Origin of the sequence: Pantoea stewartii (assembly GCF_011044475.1) — a bacterium.
In the GTDB taxonomy this organism is placed as follows: Bacteria; Pseudomonadota; Gammaproteobacteria; order Enterobacterales; family Enterobacteriaceae; genus Pantoea; species Pantoea stewartii.
Window position 1 is genome coordinate 1,451,116 of record NZ_CP049115.1, and the last position, 22,727, is coordinate 1,473,842.

The 22,727-nt window shown below is 54.5% G+C and carries 22 protein-coding genes and 1 tRNA gene; 6 read left to right on the top strand and 17 right to left on the bottom strand.

The genetic code is table 11. The features are described from left to right. Positions 1-1,086: a chorismate synthase gene (gene aroC / locus G5574_RS06800; protein WP_033740703.1), complete on the bottom strand. Its 1,086-nt coding sequence runs from the start codon at positions 1,084-1,086 to the stop codon at positions 1-3. A gap of 46 nt (positions 1,087-1,132) precedes the next feature. Then, positions 1,133-2,065, bottom strand: coding sequence for a 50S ribosomal protein L3 N(5)-glutamine methyltransferase (gene prmB / locus G5574_RS06805; protein WP_006120083.1), 933 nt, complete (start codon positions 2,063-2,065; stop codon positions 1,133-1,135). 160 nt (positions 2,066-2,225) lie between these two features. Here prmB and smrB point away from each other — a divergent pair, with 160 nt between their 5' ends. Then, the gene (gene smrB, locus G5574_RS06810; RefSeq protein WP_039339724.1) at positions 2,226-2,774 is read left to right on the top strand and encodes an endonuclease SmrB; all 549 of its coding nucleotides are present in this window, start codon (positions 2,226-2,228) and stop codon (positions 2,772-2,774) included. Positions 2,775-3,048: 274 nt separating this feature from the next. After that, entirely contained in the window at positions 3,049-4,869 is a 1,821-nt protein-coding gene (locus tag G5574_RS06815) for a methyl-accepting chemotaxis protein (protein WP_162286779.1), read from the top strand. Between the two features lie 71 nt (positions 4,870-4,940). Here the strand turns inward: G5574_RS06815 and sixA are convergent, their stop codons facing one another. The 4 genes from sixA to G5574_RS06835 all read right to left on the bottom strand — a co-directional run bounded on the left by sixA (position 4,941) and on the right by G5574_RS06835 (position 9,514). Beyond that, positions 4,941-5,423: a phosphohistidine phosphatase SixA gene (gene sixA, locus G5574_RS06820; protein WP_006120087.1), complete on the bottom strand. Its 483-nt coding sequence runs from the start codon at positions 5,421-5,423 to the stop codon at positions 4,941-4,943. Between the two features lie 201 nt (positions 5,424-5,624). Next, complete coding sequence (gene fadJ, locus G5574_RS06825) at positions 5,625-7,745, bottom strand: fatty acid oxidation complex subunit alpha FadJ (RefSeq protein WP_164482332.1); 2,121 nt, start codon at positions 7,743-7,745, stop codon at positions 5,625-5,627. Then, a complete protein-coding gene (fadI, locus tag G5574_RS06830) occupies positions 7,745-9,055 on the bottom strand; it encodes an acetyl-CoA C-acyltransferase FadI (protein ID WP_033740711.1) in 1,311 nt (436 codons plus the stop codon). Before fadI ends, fadJ begins: the two co-directional genes overlap by 1 nt. A 162-nt stretch (positions 9,056-9,217) precedes the next feature. After that, the gene (locus tag G5574_RS06835; protein WP_006120091.1) at positions 9,218-9,514 is read right to left on the bottom strand and encodes a YfcZ/YiiS family protein; all 297 of its coding nucleotides are present in this window, start codon (positions 9,512-9,514) and stop codon (positions 9,218-9,220) included. A 358-nt stretch (positions 9,515-9,872) separates the two neighbouring features. Here G5574_RS06835 and fadL point away from each other — a divergent pair, with 358 nt between their 5' ends. Further along, positions 9,873-11,147, top strand: coding sequence for a long-chain fatty acid transporter FadL (gene fadL / locus G5574_RS06840; RefSeq protein WP_164482334.1), 1,275 nt, complete (start codon positions 9,873-9,875; stop codon positions 11,145-11,147). Between the two features lie 127 nt (positions 11,148-11,274). Here fadL and mlaA read toward each other — a convergent pair whose 3' ends face one another. The 10 genes from mlaA to ccmA form a co-directional block, all read right to left on the bottom strand. Beyond that, on the bottom strand, positions 11,275-12,039 hold the full coding sequence (mlaA, locus tag G5574_RS06845; RefSeq protein WP_033740717.1) for a phospholipid-binding lipoprotein MlaA: 765 nt from the start codon (positions 12,037-12,039) through the stop codon (positions 11,275-11,277). A gap of 129 nt (positions 12,040-12,168) precedes the next feature. Next, positions 12,169-13,380 carry a c-type cytochrome biogenesis protein CcmI gene (gene ccmI / locus G5574_RS06850; RefSeq protein WP_164482336.1) on the bottom strand — a complete coding sequence of 404 codons (1,212 nt, stop codon included), beginning with the start codon at positions 13,378-13,380 and terminating at the stop codon, positions 12,169-12,171. Next, the gene (locus G5574_RS06855) at positions 13,380-13,835 is read right to left on the bottom strand and encodes a cytochrome c-type biogenesis protein (RefSeq protein ID WP_033740723.1); all 456 of its coding nucleotides are present in this window, start codon (positions 13,833-13,835) and stop codon (positions 13,380-13,382) included. The genes ccmI and G5574_RS06855 overlap by 1 nt, the downstream gene beginning before the upstream one ends. Beyond that, positions 13,832-14,386, bottom strand: coding sequence for a DsbE family thiol:disulfide interchange protein (locus G5574_RS06860; RefSeq protein WP_164482337.1), 555 nt, complete (start codon positions 14,384-14,386; stop codon positions 13,832-13,834). Before G5574_RS06860 ends, G5574_RS06855 begins: the two co-directional genes overlap by 4 nt. After that, a complete protein-coding gene (locus tag G5574_RS06865; RefSeq protein WP_164482339.1) occupies positions 14,383-16,341 on the bottom strand; it encodes a heme lyase CcmF/NrfE family subunit in 1,959 nt (652 codons plus the stop codon). The genes G5574_RS06860 and G5574_RS06865 overlap by 4 nt, the downstream gene beginning before the upstream one ends. Next, positions 16,338-16,823, bottom strand: a complete 486-nt coding sequence (gene ccmE, locus G5574_RS06870) for a cytochrome c maturation protein CcmE (protein ID WP_006120098.1) — start codon at positions 16,821-16,823, stop codon at positions 16,338-16,340. The genes G5574_RS06865 and ccmE overlap by 4 nt, the downstream gene beginning before the upstream one ends. Then, the gene (gene ccmD, locus G5574_RS06875) at positions 16,820-17,053 is read right to left on the bottom strand and encodes a heme exporter protein CcmD (RefSeq protein WP_006120099.1); all 234 of its coding nucleotides are present in this window, start codon (positions 17,051-17,053) and stop codon (positions 16,820-16,822) included. The genes ccmE and ccmD overlap by 4 nt, the downstream gene beginning before the upstream one ends. Continuing rightward, the gene (locus tag G5574_RS06880; protein WP_039339751.1) at positions 17,050-17,790 is read right to left on the bottom strand and encodes a heme ABC transporter permease; all 741 of its coding nucleotides are present in this window, start codon (positions 17,788-17,790) and stop codon (positions 17,050-17,052) included. The genes ccmD and G5574_RS06880 overlap by 4 nt, the downstream gene beginning before the upstream one ends. Before the next feature lie 54 nt (positions 17,791-17,844). Next, positions 17,845-18,504, bottom strand: coding sequence for a heme exporter protein CcmB (gene ccmB / locus G5574_RS06885; RefSeq protein WP_164482341.1), 660 nt, complete (start codon positions 18,502-18,504; stop codon positions 17,845-17,847). Further along, entirely contained in the window at positions 18,504-19,121 is a 618-nt protein-coding gene (ccmA, locus tag G5574_RS06890) for a cytochrome c biogenesis heme-transporting ATPase CcmA (RefSeq protein ID WP_164482343.1), read from the bottom strand. The genes ccmB and ccmA overlap by 1 nt, the downstream gene beginning before the upstream one ends. Before the next feature lie 243 nt (positions 19,122-19,364). On the opposite strand from ccmA, the gene G5574_RS06895 reads away from it, so the two are divergent. The 3 genes from G5574_RS06895 to G5574_RS06905 all read left to right on the top strand — a co-directional run bounded on the left by G5574_RS06895 (position 19,365) and on the right by G5574_RS06905 (position 21,884). Continuing rightward, positions 19,365-20,297, top strand: coding sequence for a formate/nitrite transporter family protein (locus tag G5574_RS06895; RefSeq protein ID WP_164482344.1), 933 nt, complete (start codon positions 19,365-19,367; stop codon positions 20,295-20,297). A gap of 73 nt (positions 20,298-20,370) precedes the next feature. Continuing rightward, positions 20,371-20,445, top strand: a tRNA-Arg gene (locus G5574_RS06900). A gap of 179 nt (positions 20,446-20,624) precedes the next feature. Beyond that, positions 20,625-21,884: a tyrosine-type recombinase/integrase gene (locus G5574_RS06905; protein ID WP_164482345.1), complete on the top strand. Its 1,260-nt coding sequence runs from the start codon at positions 20,625-20,627 to the stop codon at positions 21,882-21,884. A gap of 243 nt (positions 21,885-22,127) precedes the next feature. On the opposite strand, the gene G5574_RS06910 is transcribed toward G5574_RS06905, so the two are convergent. Next, positions 22,128-22,523 (bottom strand): hypothetical protein, encoded by a 396-nt coding sequence (locus G5574_RS06910; RefSeq protein WP_028725035.1) that lies wholly within the window; start codon positions 22,521-22,523, stop codon positions 22,128-22,130. Positions 22,524-22,727: the final 204 nt, after the last annotated feature.

Genomic DNA, 22,727 nt, shown 5'->3' on the forward strand with positions numbered 1-22,727 from the left:
TTACCAACGTGGCACGGTGGAGTTGACATCGCCACACTGCGCACGCTGGCGCAGCAGATGGTCCATCAGCACAATTGCCATCATGGCTTCGGCAATCGGCACCGCACGAATGCCCACGCAGGGATCGTGACGGCCTTTCGTGATCATCTCCACTTCTTCCCCGTCGCGGGTGATGGTTTTGCCCGGCACGGTAATGCTGGAGGTCGGCTTCATCGCCAGATTGGCGCTGATAGTCTGACCGCTGCTGATACCGCCGAGAATGCCGCCTGCGTGGTTACTCTGAAAACCGTTAGCCCGAATTTCATCGCGATGCTGACTGCCGCGCTGATTCACCACGGCAAAGCCGTCGCCAATTTCAACGCCCTTCACGGCGTTAATGCTCATCAGCGCATGCGCGAGATCCGCATCCAGGCGATCAAAGACCGGTTCGCCCAGGCCCGGCGGAACATTTTCCGCCATGACCGTGACTTTGGCACCGACAGAATCGCCCTCTTTTTTCAGCGCGCGCATCAGTTCATCCAGCGCCTCAAGCTTATCAGCGTCCGGGCAGAAGAACGGATTCTCTTCAACGATGGTCCAGTCTTTAAGTTCACAGGCCACGTCGCCGATCTGCGCCAGATAGCCCCGCACCACGATCCCGTGCTGCATGTGCAGGTATTTTTTGGCGATGGCGCCCGCCGCCACGCGCATCGCCGTCTCACGTGCCGATGAACGGCCACCGCCGCGATAGTCGCGCGTACCGTATTTTTGTTCGTAGGTGTAATCCGCATGGCCGGGTCGGAACAGATCTTTAATGGCGCCGTAATCCTGCGAACGTTGATCGGTGTTCTCAATCAGCAAGCCAATCGAGGTCCCTGTGGTGACACCTTCAAACACACCTGACAGAATTTTGACCTGATCCGGTTCACGGCGCTGCGTCGTATAACGCGAAGTGCCCGGACGGCGGCGGTCCAGATCGTGCTGGATATCGGCTTCGGTCAACGGAATGCCGGGCGGCACGCCATCAACAATACATCCCAGAGCAATGCCGTGAGATTCGCCAAAGGTGGTGACGCGAAAGAACTGTCCGATGCTGTTTCCGGCCATTGAGATTCCTTGTTACGGTTTGACGGGCGAACGCTCGCCCCTCTTTTTAGTCTTTATAGAATGAGAAATGGTGCTGTGCATCAACGATTTGCTGACGGGTGAGCATAAAGACACCGTCACCACCGTTGTTAAACTCCAGCCAGGTGAAAGGCACATCGGGATACTGCTCCATCATGTGCACCATACTGTTGCCGACTTCGCAAATCAGCACGCCGTTTTCGCTCAGGTAACCCGGCGCACAGGCCAGAATACGGCGGACCAGCTTCAGGCCATCGCTTCCGGCCGCCAGACCCAGCTCAGGCTCATGGTGATATTCGCCCGGCAGATCGTCCATATCTTCGGCATCCACATAGGGCGGATTGGTCACGATCAGATCGTATTGCACAGGCGGCAATTCGCGGAACAGATCGGCGCGAATCGGCGTGACATGGTGGATCAAACCATGCTCTTCGATATTTTGTTCCGCCACTGCCAGCGCATCGTGGGAGATATCCACCGCGTCAACTTCAGCGTCCGGGAAGGCGTAAGCACAGGCGATGGCAATACAGCCGCTTCCGGTGCACATGTCCAGAATATGACGCGGCTTTTCAGGAATTAAGCCGGCAAAACGGTTTTCAATCAGCTCCCCAATCGGCGAACGGGGAACCAGAACGCGTTCATCGACATAGAATTCATGGCCGCAGAACCAGGCTTTATTAGTCAGATAGGCAACCGGGATGCGTTCGTTAACGCGACGAATGACGCGTTCGACAATGCGATGACGTTCACTGGCGGTCAGGCGGGCATTGCGCATGTCTTCCGGAATATCAAGCGGTAACCAAAGCGTGGGCAGAACCAGCTGGACGGCTTCGTCCCAGGGATTATCTGTGCCGTGTCCGTACCAGATGCCAGCCGCGGTAAAGCGGCTGACCGACCAGCGCAGCATATCCTGAATGGTGTGCAGTTCGTTCACTGCCTCATCGACGAAAATTTTGTCCACATAGCCCTCCGCAGGCCTTTAACTAAATCGGCCGATAGTTTGCCACGAAGCCGAGCAGAATTCAGCGCAGCAAGGTGAAAAAGCTGACAATTAATGACAGTAAACGGTAAGGTAATGGCTTCTGCTGTTAATCAGCCACCTCAGACATGATTCACGACCCATGCGTAAAAAACCGACCCTGAGCCAGGATGATCAAGCGCTGTTCCGTCAGTTAATGACCGGCACGCGAGAACTGAAACAAGATACTATCGTGCATAAGCCGGTGGTCAAAACCCGCGACGTGCCGGTTAAACGCCTGCTGTCTGAGCAAGCGGATAACAGCCATTATTTTTCCGATGAGTTCCAGCCGCTGCTGTCCACAGAAGGGGCGACGCGCTATGTCCGTGCGGACGTGAGCCATTTCGAGCTGAAAAAGCTGCGTCGGGGCGATTACACGCCAGAAATTTTTCTCGATCTGCATGGACTCACACAGATGCAGGCCAAACAGGAACTGGGCGCGTTGATTGCCGCCTGCCGTCGCGAACACCTTTTTTGTGCCAGCGTGATGACCGGACATGGTAAACATATTTTAAAGCAACAAACGCCGCTGTGGCTGGCTCAGCATCCCTGGGTAATGGCGTTTCATCAGGCACCCAAAATGTTTGGTGGCGACGCCGCGCTGCTGGTCCTGATTGAAGTCGAAGAGTGGCAACCGCCAGAGCTGCCTTGATATTCCTGCCCTGAGACGTCTTTTTCACCCCGCCGTTTCGCCCCGTTTCTTCCCCCCTTTGCCGGGGGAAACCGGTTTAACCGACGCCCGCTTTCTTTCACTTTTGCGCCTGTTTTTGGTCCTCTGTTCTGCCCGTTTTTGTTCAGACTGACGCAGACTATTTGCTTATGTAATTATTTATACTGAATACAATTTACTCGCTGCCGATAACGTCTAAGCATTTAGGCACATTACGTTTGATTATTTCGGCACATTGACCAAGGGAACTTTTTGAATGAGCGGGTTAAGTCATTTTTTTGAGAATTTAAAAGTGGGCAAAAAGCTGATGCTCGGTTTTGGACTGATTTTACTTTTGAGTCTGGCCGTAGCGATATGCGGGATTAAAAATCTGAACGACATCAGCGTCCGGGCCGAAAAGCTCAGGGAGCTGAAAAGCGTTAATGACCGGTTTTCACAGGCCAAAGATGCCCGACTGCAGTTCGTGAAAACGCATGATGAAAAATTCATCGACGTTAACGAAAATCTGCTGAAAGAGGTGGATCAGAATCTGAAAAACCTGGGCGTTTTTCACTGGGATGACAGTCAGCAGGCGATGATTACGGCGATGCCGTCCGCTATTGCCACTTACCGGCAGAAACGCGCCGATACGGTACAGGCTGTCCGTAACGGGGCACAGGCGCTTCAGAACCTGTCCGTGGCGGATGAGATGCGGGATATCAGCCAACTGGCCGCAAGCAACAGCAGTGACCCGCAGACGAGCGCGGCGTTACAGGAAATCAATAAACACCTGGGCGGCGTGGCGGTACGTGTCAAACTCTTTGGCCTTGAGCACAAAGAAGAAGATCGCAACGCCCTGAGCAACTTCCTGTCGGAAACCGTGCAGCTGATGGCTCAGGTCAAACCGCGCCTTAACGCCGCAGACAGTGCTGCGCTTGAAAAAGTCAGCGCACAGCTTGAGACCAAACAGGGCGATATCAATGCGCTGATGGCGTCGGTGGCGGCTGGTGACGCCGCCACTGTGCAACTGGCGGCTGCGGGCAAAATCCTGACCGACATGAGCAACGCCTTGTTTACCCAGCAGTTAGATGCGACCAATCACGACGCGAATCAGGCCGTCTGGCTGATGACGGTGATTATCATCGCCGCTATCGTAGCAGGCATTCTTATCGCCCTGTTTATTACCCGCCAGTTGACGCGTCCTCTCGCTGAACTGCTGCACGTCGCTAATCAGATGGCGCGTGGCAACCTCAGCACCGTGCTGAAATCGTCCCGTCGGGATGAGCTGGGCGAACTGATGCATGCAGTCGGTGAAATGAGCGATGAGCTGCGTCGCATTATCAGCGGTATCCGCAGTGGCGTGACCAGCGTCAGTCAGGCTTCAGCGGAGATTGCCTCCGGCAATAATGATCTGTCAGCCCGCACAGAAAGCCAGGCCGCCGCCCTTGCGCAGACCGCAGCCAGCATGGAGCAACTGACCGCAACGGTTAAGCAGAACGCAGACAACATTCATCATTCCAGTCGACTGGCGCAGCAAACCTTCGACACCGCCAGCCGCGGTGGGCAGCTGGTTACGGATGTGGTCAGCACCATGAATGAGATCACCACCAGCTCTGGCAAAATCTCAGAAATCACCTCCGTGATAAACAGTATCGCGTTTCAGACCAACATCCTGGCACTCAATGCCGCCGTAGAAGCGGCACGGGCCGGAGAACAAGGTCGGGGCTTTGCCGTGGTAGCCAGCGAAGTGCGTAATCTGGCACAACGCAGTGCGCAGGCGGCGAAGGAGATTGAAGCGCTGATTCATGATTCTGTGGCGCGTATTAATGCCGGTTCGCAACTGGTGAGTCAGACGGGGAACACCATGGGGGAGATCGTCAACTCGGTCAGTAACGTGACGGATCTGTTGAACGAAATTTCTCATGCGTCGGAAGAGCAGAATCGCGGCATTGCGCAGGTAGGCGTCGCGATTGTTGAGATGGATAACGTGACGCAGCAGAACGCCGCGCTGGTGGAGCAGTCGTCCGCTGCCGCCAGTGCGCTGCACGATCAGGCGCAAACGCTGGCAGGATCGGTGTCGCGTTTTGTGATTGCGTAACGTATGGAAAGAAAACGGGTGAAGTGAGTCAAACGTTTTCAGTGTCGGGCCAGAGGATGGCCCGACAGCGTTTACATCGCTTTTGCCAGTTTTTTAGGACTGACCTGCCAGAGCAGCTTGCCCTGGCTTTCCGCCGGGTCAAAATCCACGCAGGCAATGGCCGAAGTAGCGAACATCGGTGGCGTTTCCTGAGGGCACAGCTCCGACACCAGATAACCGACCAGCGGCAGGTGAGAGATCACCAGCACCGATTTCACCCCTTCGTTTGCCAGCGTCTGCAAATAGCAGCCCACCAGCCCCGGATCGCCGCCAGGCGTTAACTCCGGCAGGATATCCGCCCCGTCGGGTAAGGGCAGCGCCTCACGAACTGTCGCGAGCGTTTGTTGCGCACGCAGATAAGGGCTGACCAGGACACGTTCAATGTCAACAGCCTGATCTTTTAACCAGTTCGCCATCTGGCGTGATTCATCACATCCACAAAGCGTTAAGGGCCGGACTGAATCACTGGCAGCGTCGAGCGCCGCATCGCCGTGACGCATGATAAAAACTTGCATAAAGCACCGCTGTTGTTTGTCGACATCGCCTGACACCTTCGTGTCAGGCGCTTCATTCTGCGAATGAACGTCGTGTTTTACCCTAATGGCTTCAGTATAGTCAACCGGTTGTTTATTAAATAAGCACCTGCCCGATTACGGCGTCGCATCATGATGGTGCGACACACGACTAACCCCCTGAATCAGGATGGATATTCATATTTATGAAGAAGTGTAAAACTTTGTCTGCTGTTGCGCTGCCCGCTGCAGTCTTTCACAGGGTGCAAAGCGGTCACCATATTGCTGCTCAAGCCGCGTTAATCTGTTGACGATTTCCCCAGCACCAAGGCGATCAATATAGTAAAATGGCCCACCCAGAAACGGGGGAAAGCCAATACCAAACACCGCACCAATATCACCGTCACGGGGCGAGCGGATAACCTGCTCATCCAGACAGCGCACCGCCTCATTTAACATCATCATCACGCAGCGCTCTGCGATGTGTGCCCCACTCTGCACGCTTGCGGGTTTAATCTGCAATACGTCGTACACGGTGGGATCCGGCTTTTTACGTTGCAAACGTGACGATTCATACAGATAGAACCCTTTATGATTTTTTCGCCCTTTGCGTCCGTCGTTGATCACGGCCGCCAGAGCAGGCGGTGCCGCAAACCGTTCGCCGTAAGCCTGCTGCAACCCGGGCGAGATTTTACTGCCGACATCGATGCCCACCTCATCCAGCAGTTGAACCGGCCCAACCGGAAAGCCAAACGTCACCAGTGCGCGGTCAATATGTTCAACAGGTTCGCCCTCCAGCAGACAGCGCATCGCTTCGTTGATGTAGGGCGTCAGAATACGGTTGACGTAAAAGCCCGGTCTGTCAGCGACCACAATCGGCGTTTTGCCCTGTTTACGTGCCAGCGTGACGGTGCTGGCGAGCGTTTCAGGCGAGGTCGCCGCATGCGGGATAACTTCAACCAGCGGCATTTTCTCCACCGGACTGAAGTAGTGCAGGCCAATAATATTCTCAGGACGCGCGGCCTTCGCCGCAATGTCGGCAATCGGGAGGGAAGAGGTATTGGACGCAAAAATCGTCTGGGGCTGACAGTGCGTTTCCACCTCTGCCACCATTTGCTGTTTCAGCGCCAGATCTTCAAACACCGCCTCGATGACGATGTCACGTTGGGTAAACCCCTGATAGTCGGTACCGCCGCTGATGCGCGCCATCTGCTGCTGGCGCTGCGCCGGGGTGAGCTGACGACGCTGCACTTTTTTACTCAGCAGCGCCCAACTGGTCTGCAGCGCATGATTAATGCCGTTCAGGCTGATGTCTTTGATGCGCACGGGCAGACCGGCATGAATGGCGCTGACGCAGGCAATGCCGCCGCCCATCAACCCGCCGCCCAGCACACCGACACGTTCGACTGGCCGGGGCTGCGCCTCAGTTCCGTTCTCTTTTTTCAGCGCGGTGGAGGCAAAAAACAGGCTGCGTAGCGCCGCCGATTCCGGCGTCATGGCCAGCTCGCCAAAGGCGCGCGCCTCGGCGGCATAACCTGCCTGACTGCTTTGCTCAAGCCCAATGCGCACCACATCGATGATACGTTGCGCGGCCGGATAGTTCCCCTGGGTTTTGCGTTCCGTTTCCCGCCTGACCAGCGCAAACAAGGCCTGGCGGGCGATAGGCCCCTGCGGCAGACGGTCGCGCAGCGGAAGCGGTGCGCGGCGGCGTTTGCCTTTTTTAACGCTTTCGATAGCGGTATCCAGCAGGATCGCCTGCGGCACCGCGTCATCGACAATCCCCAGTTTTTTCGCCTGCTTCGCGCGCAGGCTTTTCCCCGTCAGGATGAGAGGTAAAGCCTTTTGCACACCAATCAGATGCGGCAGACGCTGCGTGCCACCCGAACCGGGCAGTAATCCCAGTTGCACTTCCGGCAGTCCCAGACGGGTTTTATCATCCAGCGTACAGATGCGTGAATGACAGGCCAGCGCCAGTTCAAGACCACCGCCTAAGCAGGCCCCGTGAATGGCGGCCACCACGGGAAACGGCAAGGCGGCAATCGCGGCCATTACCTCCTGCCCTTGCCTTGCCAGAGCTTCGGCTTCATCCGCACGCTGACAGCGATCAATCATGCTGATATCGGCACCTGCTACAAAGTTGTCAGGCTTGCCGGAAATCAGTACCAGCCCGAGCAGCTGCGGATGCTGGCGTGCCTCGCTAATCAGGCTGGCAATCTGGACCGCAAATTCCGCCTTCAGCGTATTCATTTTTTCATTGGGCACATCAATGGTGATCACGCCAACATGATCGTCCCGCATCTGCAAAGTAAACGCGCGCTGTTCCATTATTCGGCCTCCAGAACCATGGCTGCACCTAATCCTCCGGCGGCACAGGCCGTGACCAGTCCCAGCCCGCCTCCGCGCCGACGCAATTCATTTAAGGTCTGCGTGATCATGCGCGCGCCGGTCGCCGCAAAAGGATGACCATAGGCGATGGAGCCGCCCAGGACGTTAAAACGTGCATCGTCGATTTCACCCAGCGCGTGCGAGCGGTTTAATACCTCGCGGGCAAAACGTTCGTCACGAAACAGCTTGATATTACTCAAGGTCTGCGCCGCGAACGCTTCATGCATATCAATAAGCGTCAGATCAGCCAGCGTGATGCCAGCACGATCAAGCGCCAGCGGCGAGGCGTAAGCGGGCCCGAGCAGCATGTCCTGCCAGACATCAATGGCGGTAAAGGCGTAGCTGCGCAGATAGCCCAGCGGCTGTAATCCCAGCGCTTTGGCCTGGCCTTCACGCATCAATATCACCGCCGCCGCCCCGTCCGTTAACGGCGTGCTGTTGGCTGCCGTTACCGTGCCGTGCTGGCGATCAAACGCCGGACGTAAACGGGCATAGTCAGCCGCTTTCGCATCCATTCGCACGTTATTATCCTGGTCTATGGGGGCCTTAAAGGGCGGGACGAAGGCGGCCATGACTTCCTGATTCAGCACGCCCGACTGCCAGGCCTGCGCTGCGCGCTGATGCGAACGCAGAGCCAGCGCATCCTGTTCTTCCCGGCTGATGCCGTGCGTTTTCGCCATCTGTTCTGCGGTATCGCCCATGCGTAATCCTGTGGAGTATTCGGCCACGGCAGGCGGCACCGGTAACAGATCGCCGGGACGCAGGCGGCGCAGAATCTGAAACTTTTGGGAAAGGCTTTTTGCTTTGTTCATATCCACCAGCGCACGAGCCAGCGTTTTACTGACGCCAATCGGCAGGACGGAAGAGGAATCCGCGCCGCCCGCAATACCGACCGAAATCGTGCCTGCCAGCAGGCTTTCCGTGACGTTAGCCACCGCCTGGAAGCTGGTCGCACAGGCTCGGCTGACGCTGTACGCATCGGTACTGACGCTGAGACCACTGCTCAGCACAATTTCCCGCGCGATGTTGGGAGCCTCTGGCATCTGCACCACCTGACCAAACACCAGTTGCTCAATCATCCCGACCGGTAACTCACTCCGGGCCACCATTTCACTGACCACCATCCGGCCCAACTCTACGGCGGGAATGCCATGAAATCCTGTCGCCTGACGGAGAAAAGGCGTACGTAATCCATGAGTGATAGCGATGCGCTCGCCCGTACGCGTCAACAGTGACTGCGCTTTGCTCATTGTATCCACCTGTGCATCGTGACCGGGGCATCATTGCCAAAAGAGGTCTGACCTGATCCACAGTGTTAACCACAAGCGGCTACGCCGCCAACATCAGGAAGAGAAAAGTGAGATGAGAAACACGAAAATGACAAACGCCGCCGGGCAGCGGCGTTAAGCGGTTCAGCGTAAACCTAACTGAAAAATCAGGGTTTCTGCCTGACAGCTAAAAGTAAAAGCAACATCAAGCCGCACGCCGCCCGTCTCTTCTGTGAATCGCGCATCTATGACACAGGGATCGGACTCGACCTGACGCGCCCTTTCGCTCAGTTCAGCCAGTTTGCTGTCGGCTTCCGCGCGCTGGCCAAACCACGCTGACCAACTGGCGGTACAATCGGTGTTGTCCATTACGGTACCGACATCCACACAACAGCATGCCGCCGTTTCGGTCGCGCGACATTTTTTCAGAGCATCCGTCATGGTAATCTCCTGGTTTCACAACTAAAGGGAAAAGCCTTCGCTGCGAAAAATTCTACGCTGTGGATTTCTCCCCCGCTATGCACGCGACGCTAAGTGACGAATATCACAATATAATTTGATCTGAATCAGTTTTGCGCCTGCTGCCTGCCTCGTTTCCCGCAGAGAAGTGTTAAGCAGATCGAATTTTCATCTATCAAATTGGAAATAATTTAAAAACAATATTGCAACATGTGTACAGGTCGGACCTATACTCTCCGCACTGGTCTGATATGTCCGACCGTCATCAGTCCATACAATCCGCCGTTCCTTGTTACACGACGTCACAACGTTAAATAATAATTCACATGAGGTTGTGGTCATGAACCATAAAAACCTGTTCGCAAAGTCAGCCGTGGCAGCTGCGGTAGCGCTTATTTCCTCTAACGTTTACGCAGCCGGATTTCAGTTAAATGAATTTTCTTCCATTGGTTTAGGTCGTGCTTATTCAGGCGAGGGTGCAATGGGTGATACGGCGGCCTCAGCCAGCCGTAACCCGGCGACCATGGCGCTGATGGATCGCCCTGAATTTTCACTCGGTGCGGTTTATATCGATCCTCAAGTGGATATCAGCGGCCAGAGTCCAACAGGACGGAGCCTGGATGCGAAAAATATCGCGCCTAATCAGTGGATCCCTGATCTGCACTATGTCCAGCCGATTAATGACCAATGGTGGGTAGGGGCCTCTGCCACCTCAAACTACGGTCTGGCGACAGAATTTAATAACGGTTATACCGCAGGCGGATTCGGCGGTAAAACAGACCTGACGACCGTGAATCTTAACCTCAGCACCGCCTACCGCCTGAATGAACACTTCAGCTTTGGTGTGGGTTTTGATGCCGTTTATGCTAAAGCGAAAATTGAGCGTTATGCCGGAGAGTCGTTCTCCGCGCTGGGCATTCCTGCGGATACCCAAATTACCCGACTAAAGGGGAATGAATGGGGTTACGGCTGGAACGCCGGTGTACTTTATGAAGTTGATGATAATAACCGTTTTGGTTTCACCTACCGCTCTGAAGTGAAAGTTGACTTTGATGGGGATTACAAAAGTAATCTTCCTGCGGCCATTAACGCATTTAACATTCCCGGCGCACCTTTTGGCACAAGCGGAAACACGATTCCGGGTTCATTAACCCTGAATCTGCCAGAAATGTGGGAAGTTTCAGGCTGGCATAAAGTCGCGCCACAATGGGCCGTTCACTATAGCCTGGCCTATACCAGCTGGAGCCAGTTCCAGGAGCTGAAAGCGACCGGTTCGAATGGTCAGACGCTGTTCTATAAAGATGAAGGCTTCCATGATGCCTACCGTATCGCCCTGGGTACCACTTACCAGTACGATAAAAACTGGACCTTCCGCAGCGGTATCGCCTTTGATGACAGCCCGGTTCCGGCTGACAAGCGTTCCATCTCCATCCCGGATCAGGATCGCTTGTGGCTGAGTGCGGGTGCCTCCTATGCATTCAATGACGATGCTTCCGTCGATGTCGGCGTCTCTTATATGCATGGTCAGAAAGTTACCATTCAGGAAGGCAATTACACCTTTAATTCCAGTGGTAAAGCCTGGCTGTACGGTGCGAGCTTCAACTACAAATTCTGATATGTTGACCGCATAAAAAAAGCGACACACTGTGTCGCTTTTTTTTTTGCTCCGCCTGGCGAGCCCTGACAGAACATTCGTATAAATCACTTCAGCCTGAAGCCGCCCTTTTCCGGGCGACCTCAAATTACTGAGAATCGATATCTTTGAGATCGTCCTGAATTGCCGCTGCGTTCGGATTATCTTCGGGCTTCAGCTTGCCACCACGCGCCAGGAAGTCATAGCGCTCAAAATAGGCGTTACGCATAAAGGCGTAAGGATCGCGCTGCTGTTTCAGGATGGCATCGGAGTCCAGCAGTTGCGCACGCGTTTCCACCCCTTCAAGTGCCCATTTACCCACGGACATCGGCCAGGTCAACCAGCCCAGCACCGGATAAAGCGTATCCACATAATCGCCGCCGTCCTGACGCACCGTAAAGCTGCCATAGCCAGGCAACTGCACGTAAGGACCGTAGCCCACGCCATAGTGCCCCAGCGTGGTACCGAAGCGTTGCGGCCCCTGGCGCGCCAGCTCAGGGTTCGCTTTGCCTGCAACGTCGATAAAGCCGCCCAGGCCCAGCACGGTATTCAGGAAGAAACGCGTGAAGTGAATACCGGCATTGCGCGGCTCACCAACCAGAATAGCGTTCACCATACTGGCGGGTTCGCTCAGGTTGCCCAGGAAGTTGCTCAGGCCAGCACGTGCCGGGACGGGCACATAGTCGCGCCAGGCCACAGCCACCGGACGCACCACGTACGGGTCCAGCACATTGTAGTTAAAGTTAAACATTGTGCGGTTAAAGCCTTCAAACGGATCGCTACGCCCGGCTGGCGCATCGGTCTCCGGCTTTGAACTGGCACAACCCACCAGAAGCACACTGGCCAAGGCCAGGCTGGTCAGGCGGTGATCCATTTTTTTCTCCCTGTGCATATAAGTGATGTATACCCTGCCGCCTTTCTCGGGTAGATCAGCGCGTTAAGCAAGCATAGCTGATATCCACGGTGCGGTTCACAGATTCAGACAGAGCCAGAGAATATCGGTCTAAGGCTGCTGCGCATTAATCTCAACGGTCACATGCTGATGACCGTCCCAGGGCACGACGGCGCTGACACCGAACCAGTCACCCGGCTCAGGGTTCGCGCGGCCATTACGTGAAATCCTGACGCGAACCTGGATCTGTTTCTGCGCCGAAAGACGGCGCCCCTGCATCATGGCATTACTGTCATCCAGCGTCAGCGACACGGGAAAATGCCCGGCAGCAAGACGCTTCACGGCCACCGGCACGGGCGACATACCGTCAGTAACCGAAATATACATGACTCCGCCCGGCGGTAACATGTTTTCTGCCTGGGGAGAAAGCGTCACATCTACCGTCAACTGGCTCGCTTGTTGTCCGGCGTCCGTTCTGGCTTGCTCAATACTGCGCGCAATGTTGTCGCGCCGGGGATCGTCCGCCGGCAGCGCGTTCAGTAAGGTTTGCCAGGCCGCAATCGCCTGAGCATAGTGTTGCTGTTCAAAGGCAGCGTAAGCCAGCAGGCTCAGCGTCCGGGCATTGTGCGGATCCTGTTTACGCAGATCCTGCAACACAAGTTCTGCCTGACGGTTTTCCTGTGGATCGCCCGACCGGGCCAGAACCTCGGCGTAATCCTGTTTTAATACCTGATTATTCGGTGCCAACTGCAGCGCGTGCTCGAACGCCTGACGGGCGGTCGTCGCGTTATTCAGCACCATACCAAGACGGCCAAGCATTGCCCAGTCGCTAAGGTTATCAGGCTCGGTTTGCAGATGGCTGCGCAAACCGAGCTGTAAGCGTGAAAGCTGTTCCGGCGTCAGCGGCTTCGCGTGAGGATCCAGCACCTGCGCACGCAGCGCAGGATACGCTTTCTGCACCTGCAGCCAGCCGCTGAACGGCACAAAACCGCCGGTGTTGAGATAGCACACCAGCGGCACGACCATTAAGACAATAATGCCCGGTAACAATACCCAACGGCGACTGCTGCGCGACTGTGCATCCGGTGCGGGCGGAATATCACTCAACAGTGACTGCTGTAGCTCGCGCGCCATCACGTCCCGCTCGGCAATCACGCCCTGATCCTCATCCTGCGTCAGTTCGGCCAGCCGTTGGTGATAAAAATCTTTATTAAGGCTGTCACGCGTGACTATGTGGGACGCGCGCGGACGCCAGCCTGCGGCCAGGAACAGCACACAGGCCGCGAACAGCAGTACCAATATCGCGATTAAAAAGGCTGCCATTATGCTTCCCTGTCCGATTTCAAAATGGCTTCAAGCCGCTGTTGCTCTTCATCACTGAGTTCGCTACAGGTCTTACGCTGGCGACTGCGCCAGACGATTACGCCCGCGCCGCCTGCGACAAACAGCGCAGGTCCCAGCCACAGAATCACGGTGGACGGCGTTACGGGCGGTTGGTAGCTGACGAAATTGCCGTAGCGCGCCACCATATAGTCGAGGATCTGCTGACGCGTTTGTCCCTGTTTCATCAGCTGATAAACTTTCAACCGCATATCCGCCGCAATCATGGCGTTGGAATCCGCAATGCTGTTGTTCTGACATTTGGGGCATCGCAGGGAGGCGGTGATATCACGGTACTGTTCTTCCTGCGCGACGGAGTCAAATGCATAGGTATCGATGGCCGCCCACAGGCTGGCGCTAAACAGCAAGCCGCAAAGCATCATCACCAGCGCTTTCATGAGCCGCTCTCCGTGTTGTATTTATCCCATAAAGGCTTTACTTCCTGCAGCCAGACGCGCGGATTCAGATCTCCGGCATGGCGATAGCGAATAATGCCGTTGCCATCGATCAGAAAGGTTTCCGGTGCGCCATATACGCCAAGATCCAGGCCCAGCATACCGTCGCCATCATACAGGCTGAGCGCATAAGGATTACCCAGCGTGTTTAACCAGGTCACCGCCTTTTGCCGATCGTCTTTATAATTGAGCCCGACTACCCGCACGCCCTGCTCTGCCAGCGTATTCAGATAGTGATGTTCTGCCCGACAGGTCGGGCACCATGTTGCCCAGACGTTGAGTAAAAGCGGTTTGCCGGTGATAAGCGTTTGCTGGTTGTAGGTTTTACCGGGCGTTTCCAGGGCTTCGAGCCGGAACACCGGCAACGGTTTACCAATTAACGCCGACTCCAGCCGCGTAGGATCGTCGCCCGCCGCATTGCGTGACAGTTGCCAAAGCAGCGCGGCGGCCAGCAGTAAAAACAGGATCAGGGGAATAAACAGAATCTTTTTCATGCCCGCACCTCGCGCTCGCCTTTTTTACGCGCACGATAACGCGGATCCAGTAAACAGAGCAGACCGCCCGCAGCCATAAACAGTCCACCGGACCAAATCCAGCGCACAAAGGGTTTATAGTAAATGCGCACCGCCCAACTGCCGTCATCGAGTTCCTCACCCAGCGCCGCATAGAGATCGCGGGTAAAGCCACCATCAATTGCCGCCTCGGTCATCATGGTGCGCGCCGCTGAATAAAAGCGTTTTTCCGCATACAACATCGCTTCAGGCTGCCCGTCCCGCGTCACATCAATCACCGCCACGCCGCCGCTGTAGTTGGGCCCTTGCAGATCCTGAACATCGCGGAAGACAAAGTGGTAGTGATGGATATCAACACTGTCGCCCGCTTTCATGCGCACATCCCGTTCAACGCTGTATTGCGTGCTAAACGCTATCCCAATCACAGTGACGCCGACACCTAAATGGCCGAGCACCATGCCCCAGTGGCTGCGTGACAAATGGCGCAGTCCGGTGAAAAAAGAATGACGATGCGTCGCACGTTCATGCAGTTCCATCAGGGTTAACACGATGATCCATACCGCCATCAGCAGGCCCACTACCGTCATTGCCTCTACCCGATCCTGTAGCCACCAGGGCAACAGCACGGAGGCCAGCAGCGTGACGGCCAGTGCTAACAGCAAACGCCGTACCAGCTTCTGGGGTTCATCACGGCGCCAGCGCACTAACGGCCCAATCCCCAACATTAAGGCCAGCGGTGCCATCAGCCAGCTGAACAGCGTATTAAAAAAGGGCTGGCCCACGGAGATGCTGCCCAGACCGAGTTGTTTATGGACCAGCGGTAACAGCGTACCGAGCAGCACCACCAGCATGGCCGCAATCAACAGGACGTTATTGCCCAGCAGAAAGGATTCGCGTGACCACAAGGCGTTTTGTACCCGGCTGCGGACCTGCCCTCCTTTGAGGGCATAGAGCAGCAGCGAGCTGCCAATGACAATCACCAAAAAGGCCAGAATAAACATGCCCCGCGCCGGATCGGAGGCAAACGCGTGCACCGAGACCAGCACGCCGGATCGCACCAGGAAGGTCCCGAGCAGACTCAGGGAGAACGCGGTAATCGCCAGCAATACGGTCCAGGCTTTAAAGGTGCCGCGCTTTTCGGTCACCGCCAGTGAGTGCATTAACGCCGTGCCAGCCAGCCAGGGCATAAAGGACGCATTTTCAACCGGATCCCAGAACCACCAGCCGCCCCAGCCCAGCTCGTAATAGGCCCATGCAGAGCCCAGCACAATACCTATGGTCAGGAACAGCCAGGCTGCGGTGGTCCAGGGACGCGACCAGCGCGCCCAGGCGGTATCCAGCCTTCCGGCCATCAGGGAGGCAATGGCAAAAGCAAAGGCCACCGAGAAACCGACATAGCCCATGTATAACAACGGCGGATGGAAGATCAGGCCAATATCCTGCAGCATGGGATTGAGGTCGCGGCCATCGACGGGAAAGTCCGGCAGGGTGCGGCTGAACGGATTAGAGGTGAGGATGATAAATAGCAGGAAGCCCAGCGTAATCATGCCCATCACCGCCAGCACGCGCGCCAGTGCGTCCTGCGGCATGCCACGGCTGAAGATCGCCACGGCCAGCGTCCAGCCACTCAGCAGCAGCACCCACAGCAGCAGGGAGCCTTCGTGCGCCCCCCAGGTGGCCGCAATGCGGTAATAGACCGGCAGCAGGGAATTCGAGTTGTTAACGACATAGCTTACGGTAAAGTCGTTAACGATAAACGCCCAGACCAGCAACCCGAAAGCTCCCGCCACACAGCCGAACAGGCCAACGGCCAGGGGACGCGCCATGCCCATCAGGCGCGCATCCTGACGCCAGGCGCCCCACAGCGGATATACGCTAAGCAGCAGCGCCAACGCGACGCCGAGACAGAGTAAAAAACTGCCCAGTTCTGGCATCATGGTGTCTGTCCTGCCGGGTGAGTCGCGGCCTGTTGCACGGGTGGTGCGGGCTTCATCGCGGCGGTGATTTCAGGTGGCGTGTAGTTTTCATCATGTTTCGCCAGCACTTCTTTGGCGTTGATCAGGTTGCCGGGTTCAAGGACGCCCTGTGCAACGACGCCCTGCCCCTCGCGAAACAGATCGGGCAAAATGCCCACAAAGTTTACACTGACCACACCACGGCCATCGTAAAGCTGAAAAGAGACGGCCAGCGTTCGGGGATCTCGCGTGACGCTGCCGGGCATCACCACGCCGCCCACGCGCAGACGCTGTCCGGGTTCCGGCCTGATGTGTGCATCACCTTTCCCCTCCAGGATTTCACCTGGCGTATAAAACAGATCGATATTGGACCGCAGCGCATACATTACCAGCGCGGTAGCCAGTCCAAGTCCGGTAAGTATCGCCACGACGACATACAGGCGATTACGACGGCGGGTATTCACTTCGCTTCTCCTGCCGTTTTAGTCCCGGCACGTTTAACACTGGCCGCGCGCAGACGGCGCTCCCGGGCATCACGCTGGCGAATGTCCGCCAGCAAACGTCTGTGTGACCACCAGCTGTGTACAATCAGGCCACAAAGCGGCACCAGCGCCCCTGCCACCGCCAGCCAGACGTAAAAGGCGTAACCGCCCATGGCAATGAAGTCATGCCATGAGGCAAAAGCGGGCGTCATTCTTTGCTCCTTGTCTTTGCCTGGGCAATCGCCCAGGGACGTTTACGTTCCGTCAGCAGAATCAGGTTGCGTAAGCGCATCAGCGTTAACGTGATAAACAACAGCAGGTCACCCAGGATGGCCCAGCGCAGCGGCGTGCGCATCGGCGGCGCGATAGCCTGTTGCAGTAAGCCGGACGATCCCTGATGCAAGGTGTTCCACCACTGCACAGAGAAATGAATGATGGGCAGATTGATCACGCCGACCAGAATGAGCACCCCTGCGGCGCGCCCGGCCATGCGACGGTCGTCGAACGCCTGATACAGCGCAATGACGCCCAGATATAAAAACAGCAGCACCAGTTCTGATGTGAGCCTGGCGTCCCATATCCACCAGGTTCCCCACATCGGCTTGCCCCAGGCAGAACCGGTAACCAGCGCAATAAAGGTAAACACCGCACCGATCGGTGCCATCGCCGCTGAGACTAAATCGGCCATTTTCATCTGCCAGACCAGACCAGTAAACGCCGCAACGGCCATCGCGCTGTATATCCCCATCGACCACATGGCCGCCGGAACATGAATATACATAATGCGAAAACTGTCACCCTGCTGGTAGTCTGCCGGTGCATAGCCAAATCCCCATATCCAGGCCAGCAGCAGTACCGCCGCACTGGCCAGGGCGAACCCCGGCACCAGCCGACCGCACAACTGATACAGCCGTTCGGGCTTCGCCAGCTGATGTAATCCTTTCCACATGTTTACTTGCTCACTTTTAAATAAACGCGAATAACACGTCTGATGCGTGCTGATTTAGTGCAGCGTAATCCGTAACGCCGCGGCGGTGGCAAACGGGGCCAGCGTCGCACTCGCGACCAGCAACGCCCCCAGCAACGCCAGGTAACCGCCAATGGCTAACCCCTGACCTGCGGCGTCGATGGCCGCGCTGGCAAAAATCAGTACCGGAATAGCCAGTGGCAGAACCAACAGGCTGAGCAGCACGCCGCCGCGACGCAACCCAACGGTCAGCCCCACGCCAATCGCGCCGAGAAAACTCAGCGTCGGTGTTCCTAACAGCAGCGTCAGTGCCACCGCCCGCCAGCCCGGCATATCCAGGGACAGCAACAGGGCCGCCAGGGGCGAAAGCAGAATTAACGGCAAGCCCGTGACCAGCCAGTGGGCGATGACTTTCCCCAGCACCGTAACCGGCAGCGGTACAGGCGACAATAAAAGTTGCTCCAGCGTGCCGTCGTTAAGGTCATCACGAAACAGCCTTTCCAGCGCGAGCAGCGAAGAGAGCAATGCCGCCACCCAGACAATGCCGGGTGCGATCCGTGCCAGCTGATGAGGATCGGGACCGATACCCAACGGGAAGAACGTGATGACAATCAGGAAAAACCACAGTGGATTCATCACTTCGGCGCCGCGACGACAGGCGATACGTAATTCGCGCTGAATAAGACGACACAACATTACTGCCACTCCACGGCATGCAGGCGGATAGTATTGATCTGCCCCGTCAGCCCCGGCAGCGCCTGATGGCTGGTCACGATGACAGAACCCCCCTGCTGCGTGTGCGCCACAAAGCGGCTCATTAACGTCTCCACCCCCGTGTGATCGAGGGCGGTTAAAGGTTCGTCCAGGATCCATAAGGTTGCCCGGGTCAGCCACAGCCGGGCCAGGGCGATGCGCCGCTGTTGTCCGGCAGAGAGCTGCGCGGCCGCGACCTCTTCATAACCTGCCAGGCCGACGCTGGCCAGTGCAGTAAAAAGGTGTTCATCGCGGCAGTCTGGATGATAAAAGCGCAGATTTTCCAGCGCCGATAACGCCGATGAGATCCCCGGCAGATGCCCCAGGTAAAGCATGGCCTGATGCCAGGTGTCGCGTTGCCGGTGAACCGGCTGCGACTGCCAGCGCACCTCACCATGTTCAGGCGTGCTCAGTCCGGCCAGGATCCGTAGCAGCGACGTTTTCCCGGCCCCGTTTGGCCCTTCAATTTGTACGATGTCACCTGCCGACACGCGAAACGTAAGCGCCTCAAAGAGCGCGCGCTCATCACGCACACAAAGCAGATTAATGATTTCCAACATGGAGGGGTAAATCGCGCCAGCCAAATAAGGCGCAAATGATAGCACAATGTTACAGCGTGCCGAAGGCTGTGCGCGCTCCCCTTTTGCGCAGGGCTTAGATATTCGTGCTTTTCAGCGCGTCTGGTGGATAAAAAGCGCACCACGGCAGAAGGTTGTCACGTTTGTTCGCTGTCGCAGAAACAGTTTCGTTAGCCAAAAAACGACTACGCTTATAACGCATTTGTACTGTTACCAGGAGAAAACATGAAGCCTTCATCAAGCATAAGTCAGGGACCTAACGATGTAGACAGCGAAGAAAAAGAACAGGGAAAGGAGGATATTGAAGTAGATGAAGACGCCCTGCCCTCGCGTGCCGCCGCTATCCACGAAGAGATTCGACAGGACGGGGAAAAAGAGCTGGAGCGGGATGGCATGGCGCTGCTGTGGTCAGCGATTGCGGCCGGGCTGTCAATGGGGGCTTCACTGATGGCCAAGGGCATTTTTCAGGTTCATCTGGACGGCGTCCCCGGCGCCTATTTACTGGAAAACCTTGGCTACACCTTTGGCTTTGTGATTGTGATTATGGCACGGCAGCAGCTTTTCACTGAAAACACCGTGACGGCCGTTCTGCCCGTTATGCACAAACCCACCACAAGCAATCTTGGTTTATTGCTTCGCCTGTGGGGCATTGTGCTACTGGGCAACCTTATTGGTACCGCGTTCGCCGCCTTAGCGTTTAACGAAATGCGCATTTTTGATGAAGCCACTCGCCAGGCCTTTACGGATATCAGCATGAAGGTGATGGAACATACGCCGGGCGAGATGTTTGCTAACGCGGTGATCTCCGGCTGGATCATTGCCACAATGGTCTGGATGTTCCCTTATGCGGGAGCGGCCAAACTGTTTGTCATTGTGATGATGACCTGGCTGGTCGCACTGGGCGATCTGGCACATATCGTGGTGGGTTCCGTTGAGGTGCTTTACCTGGTGTTTAACGGCAGCGTGCCCTGGACCGCGTTTCTCTGGCCTTTTGCTGTTCCAACCCTGTTGGGTAACCTGACGGGCGGTACGCTGATTTTCGCCCTGATAAGTCACGCCCAGATTCGCAATGATATGGGCGAAGCTGCTCAGGCAAAGGCGAAGGCAGAACGGCGCAAAGCGGAGAAAAAACGTCAGCAGCAGCAAGAAGAACGCTAAATTGCTGACAGAATGAGCAAACGCGCGGCAGTGTAGTGAATCCTGCCGCTTAACTGCGGTATACTGCGCTGGCGTCTCCTTAGTTAAATGGATATAACGAGCCCCTCCTAAGGGCTAGTTGCAGGTTCGATTCCTGCAGGGGACACCATATGTTAGCCCACCTAAGTATTTTAAAGTCTAGTCAACTCTTCAACTTCAAACACTTACCTTCCTTTTGTAGCCCGTTAACGTACACCGTCATATTTCAAAATCCACGCTGTTTTGTTGGTACATATGTTGGTATTTTAAGTTCGATAATGCAGATACCATCAGAAGAGGGTTTTTAGTATGGCGCTAACTGAGTTAACAGTAAGAAATACAAAGCCTTCTGATAAACCTGTCAAATTGACAGACGGTAATGGTATGCATCTTTTGATCACCACGAGTGGTTCCAAATACTGGCGTTTCCAGTATCGCTTCGCTGGTAAACAGAAAATTTTCGCGCTGGGAGTCTATCCTGAGGTTTCATTGTCTGAAGCCAGACGACGAAGAGACGAAGCCCGTCAGCTTGTCGCAAACCATGTAGACCCAAGTGAGAAGCGAAAAGCGCAAAAGATTGAGAGCAAGGGCTTGCTAACATTTGAGCAAGTTGCACGACAATGGCATACCAGTAACAGAACCTGGTCAGACAGTCATAGAACAACTGTTTTGAACAGTCTTGTTTCCCATGTGTTCCCTGTCATCGGAAAACGTAATATCAGCGAGCTAAAAACTCGTGATTTATTGGTTCCTTTGAAAAAAGCAGAAGCTTCAGGACACAATGAACTGGCTTCCCGCTTACAACAGCGCATTACGGCGATAATGAGGTATGCCGTTCACAATGCTTTGATTGAACAGAATCCTGCAAACGACCTCGCTGGTGCTGTTGTTTCCACTAAAAGTGTTCATCGCCCTGCCCTTTCTCTGGAACGATTGCCAGAGCTTATGAACCGTTTGGAAGCATATAAAGGAAGAGGCATTACCCAAATTGCAGTGCAATTAACACTCCTGACCTTTGTCCGTTCGAGTGAACTGCGATTTGCCCGCTGGTCAGAAGTCGATCTCAAAAATTCACTGTGGACTATCCCTGGAAAGCGACAACCTATGAAAGGGGTAAAATATTCTGCAAGAGGGGCAAAGATGAAAACCCCACATCTGGTTCCATTAAGCTCGCAAGCCAAAGCACTTATGGAAGAGCTTCATACGATCAGTGGTAACAAAGAACTTATGTTCATTGGTTTTACCGGGGACGACAAACCTATCAGTGAAAACACTGTCAACAAAGCACTTAGGGCGATGGGCTACGATACTAAAGCTGAAGTCTGCGGGCATGGTTTCAGGACTATGGCATGTAGTGCATTAATCGAATCGGGATTATGGTCGAGAGATGCAGTGGAAAGACAAATGAGCCACCAGGAACGCAACAGTGTCCGGGCTGCTTACATACATAAAGCGGAGCATTTGGAAGAACGGAGACTCATGTTGCAATGGTGGGCTGACTACGTGGAAGCTTGTAAAGAAGAAGCACAGACACCTTTTTCCTTCTCTATTCAGCATTCAGAACAGTGAATAGCAAACGATACGTATTTAATAATTTATAATTGATAACTCAATGTGGGCTGCGAATATCTATTAAGAATTTAAAGCTTCCCTTTGTAAGTTAATTCAAAGAGGTTAATCATGAGCATATCGTAATAAATGTGATGTTTGTGGTAAGTAACTTAGCGATTTAGACCAATAAATTCAAACCGAATAAAAGCCAGCAATCAATACCTGGCTTTTATATTTTAAAGAAAAAAATTTACATATAGTTTATAACCTTTTTCTAAAATCATCATACTCATCATCATCAGGACTTAATATACTATTTACCTTAACTTTTTCTTCTTTAACCCTTCTTCTGACCAGCATGTCCTCAAGGCTGTTCTCAAAATTATTATCAAACAATTCTTCTACGATCCAATGCTCAACCTCACCATTTTCTTCGGTATAATGACCTGATAAATCAAAGTTATTTATTATGAACAGTGCTTTTTCAGCAAACTCAAGTTCAAAATATTTCCAAAAAATATCGAATACTATATTCCCCCCTGGGAATTTTGTGAAGTGGTCATATACTCCTCTTTCAATAAGTAATTGTGATGTAGTCTCTCCAAGCCTAACCACGACTTCTTTTATATCATCATCTGTTATTTCTTCCTTATCCATAGTAAATCTCCTCTTTAATCGAAAATCATATAAACTATTAATATTATTTTTTATAAAAGTCAAACCAAAACAATTAATTTATAACCAAAGAGAAATCAACTTCTGATATTTTTGCTTAATTCTTATAGACAATATCATTGAAGAAAAAGATTGATGTATTTTTTTTGATTTATTCAATAAGTTTTACCCTCAATATCAACCAGG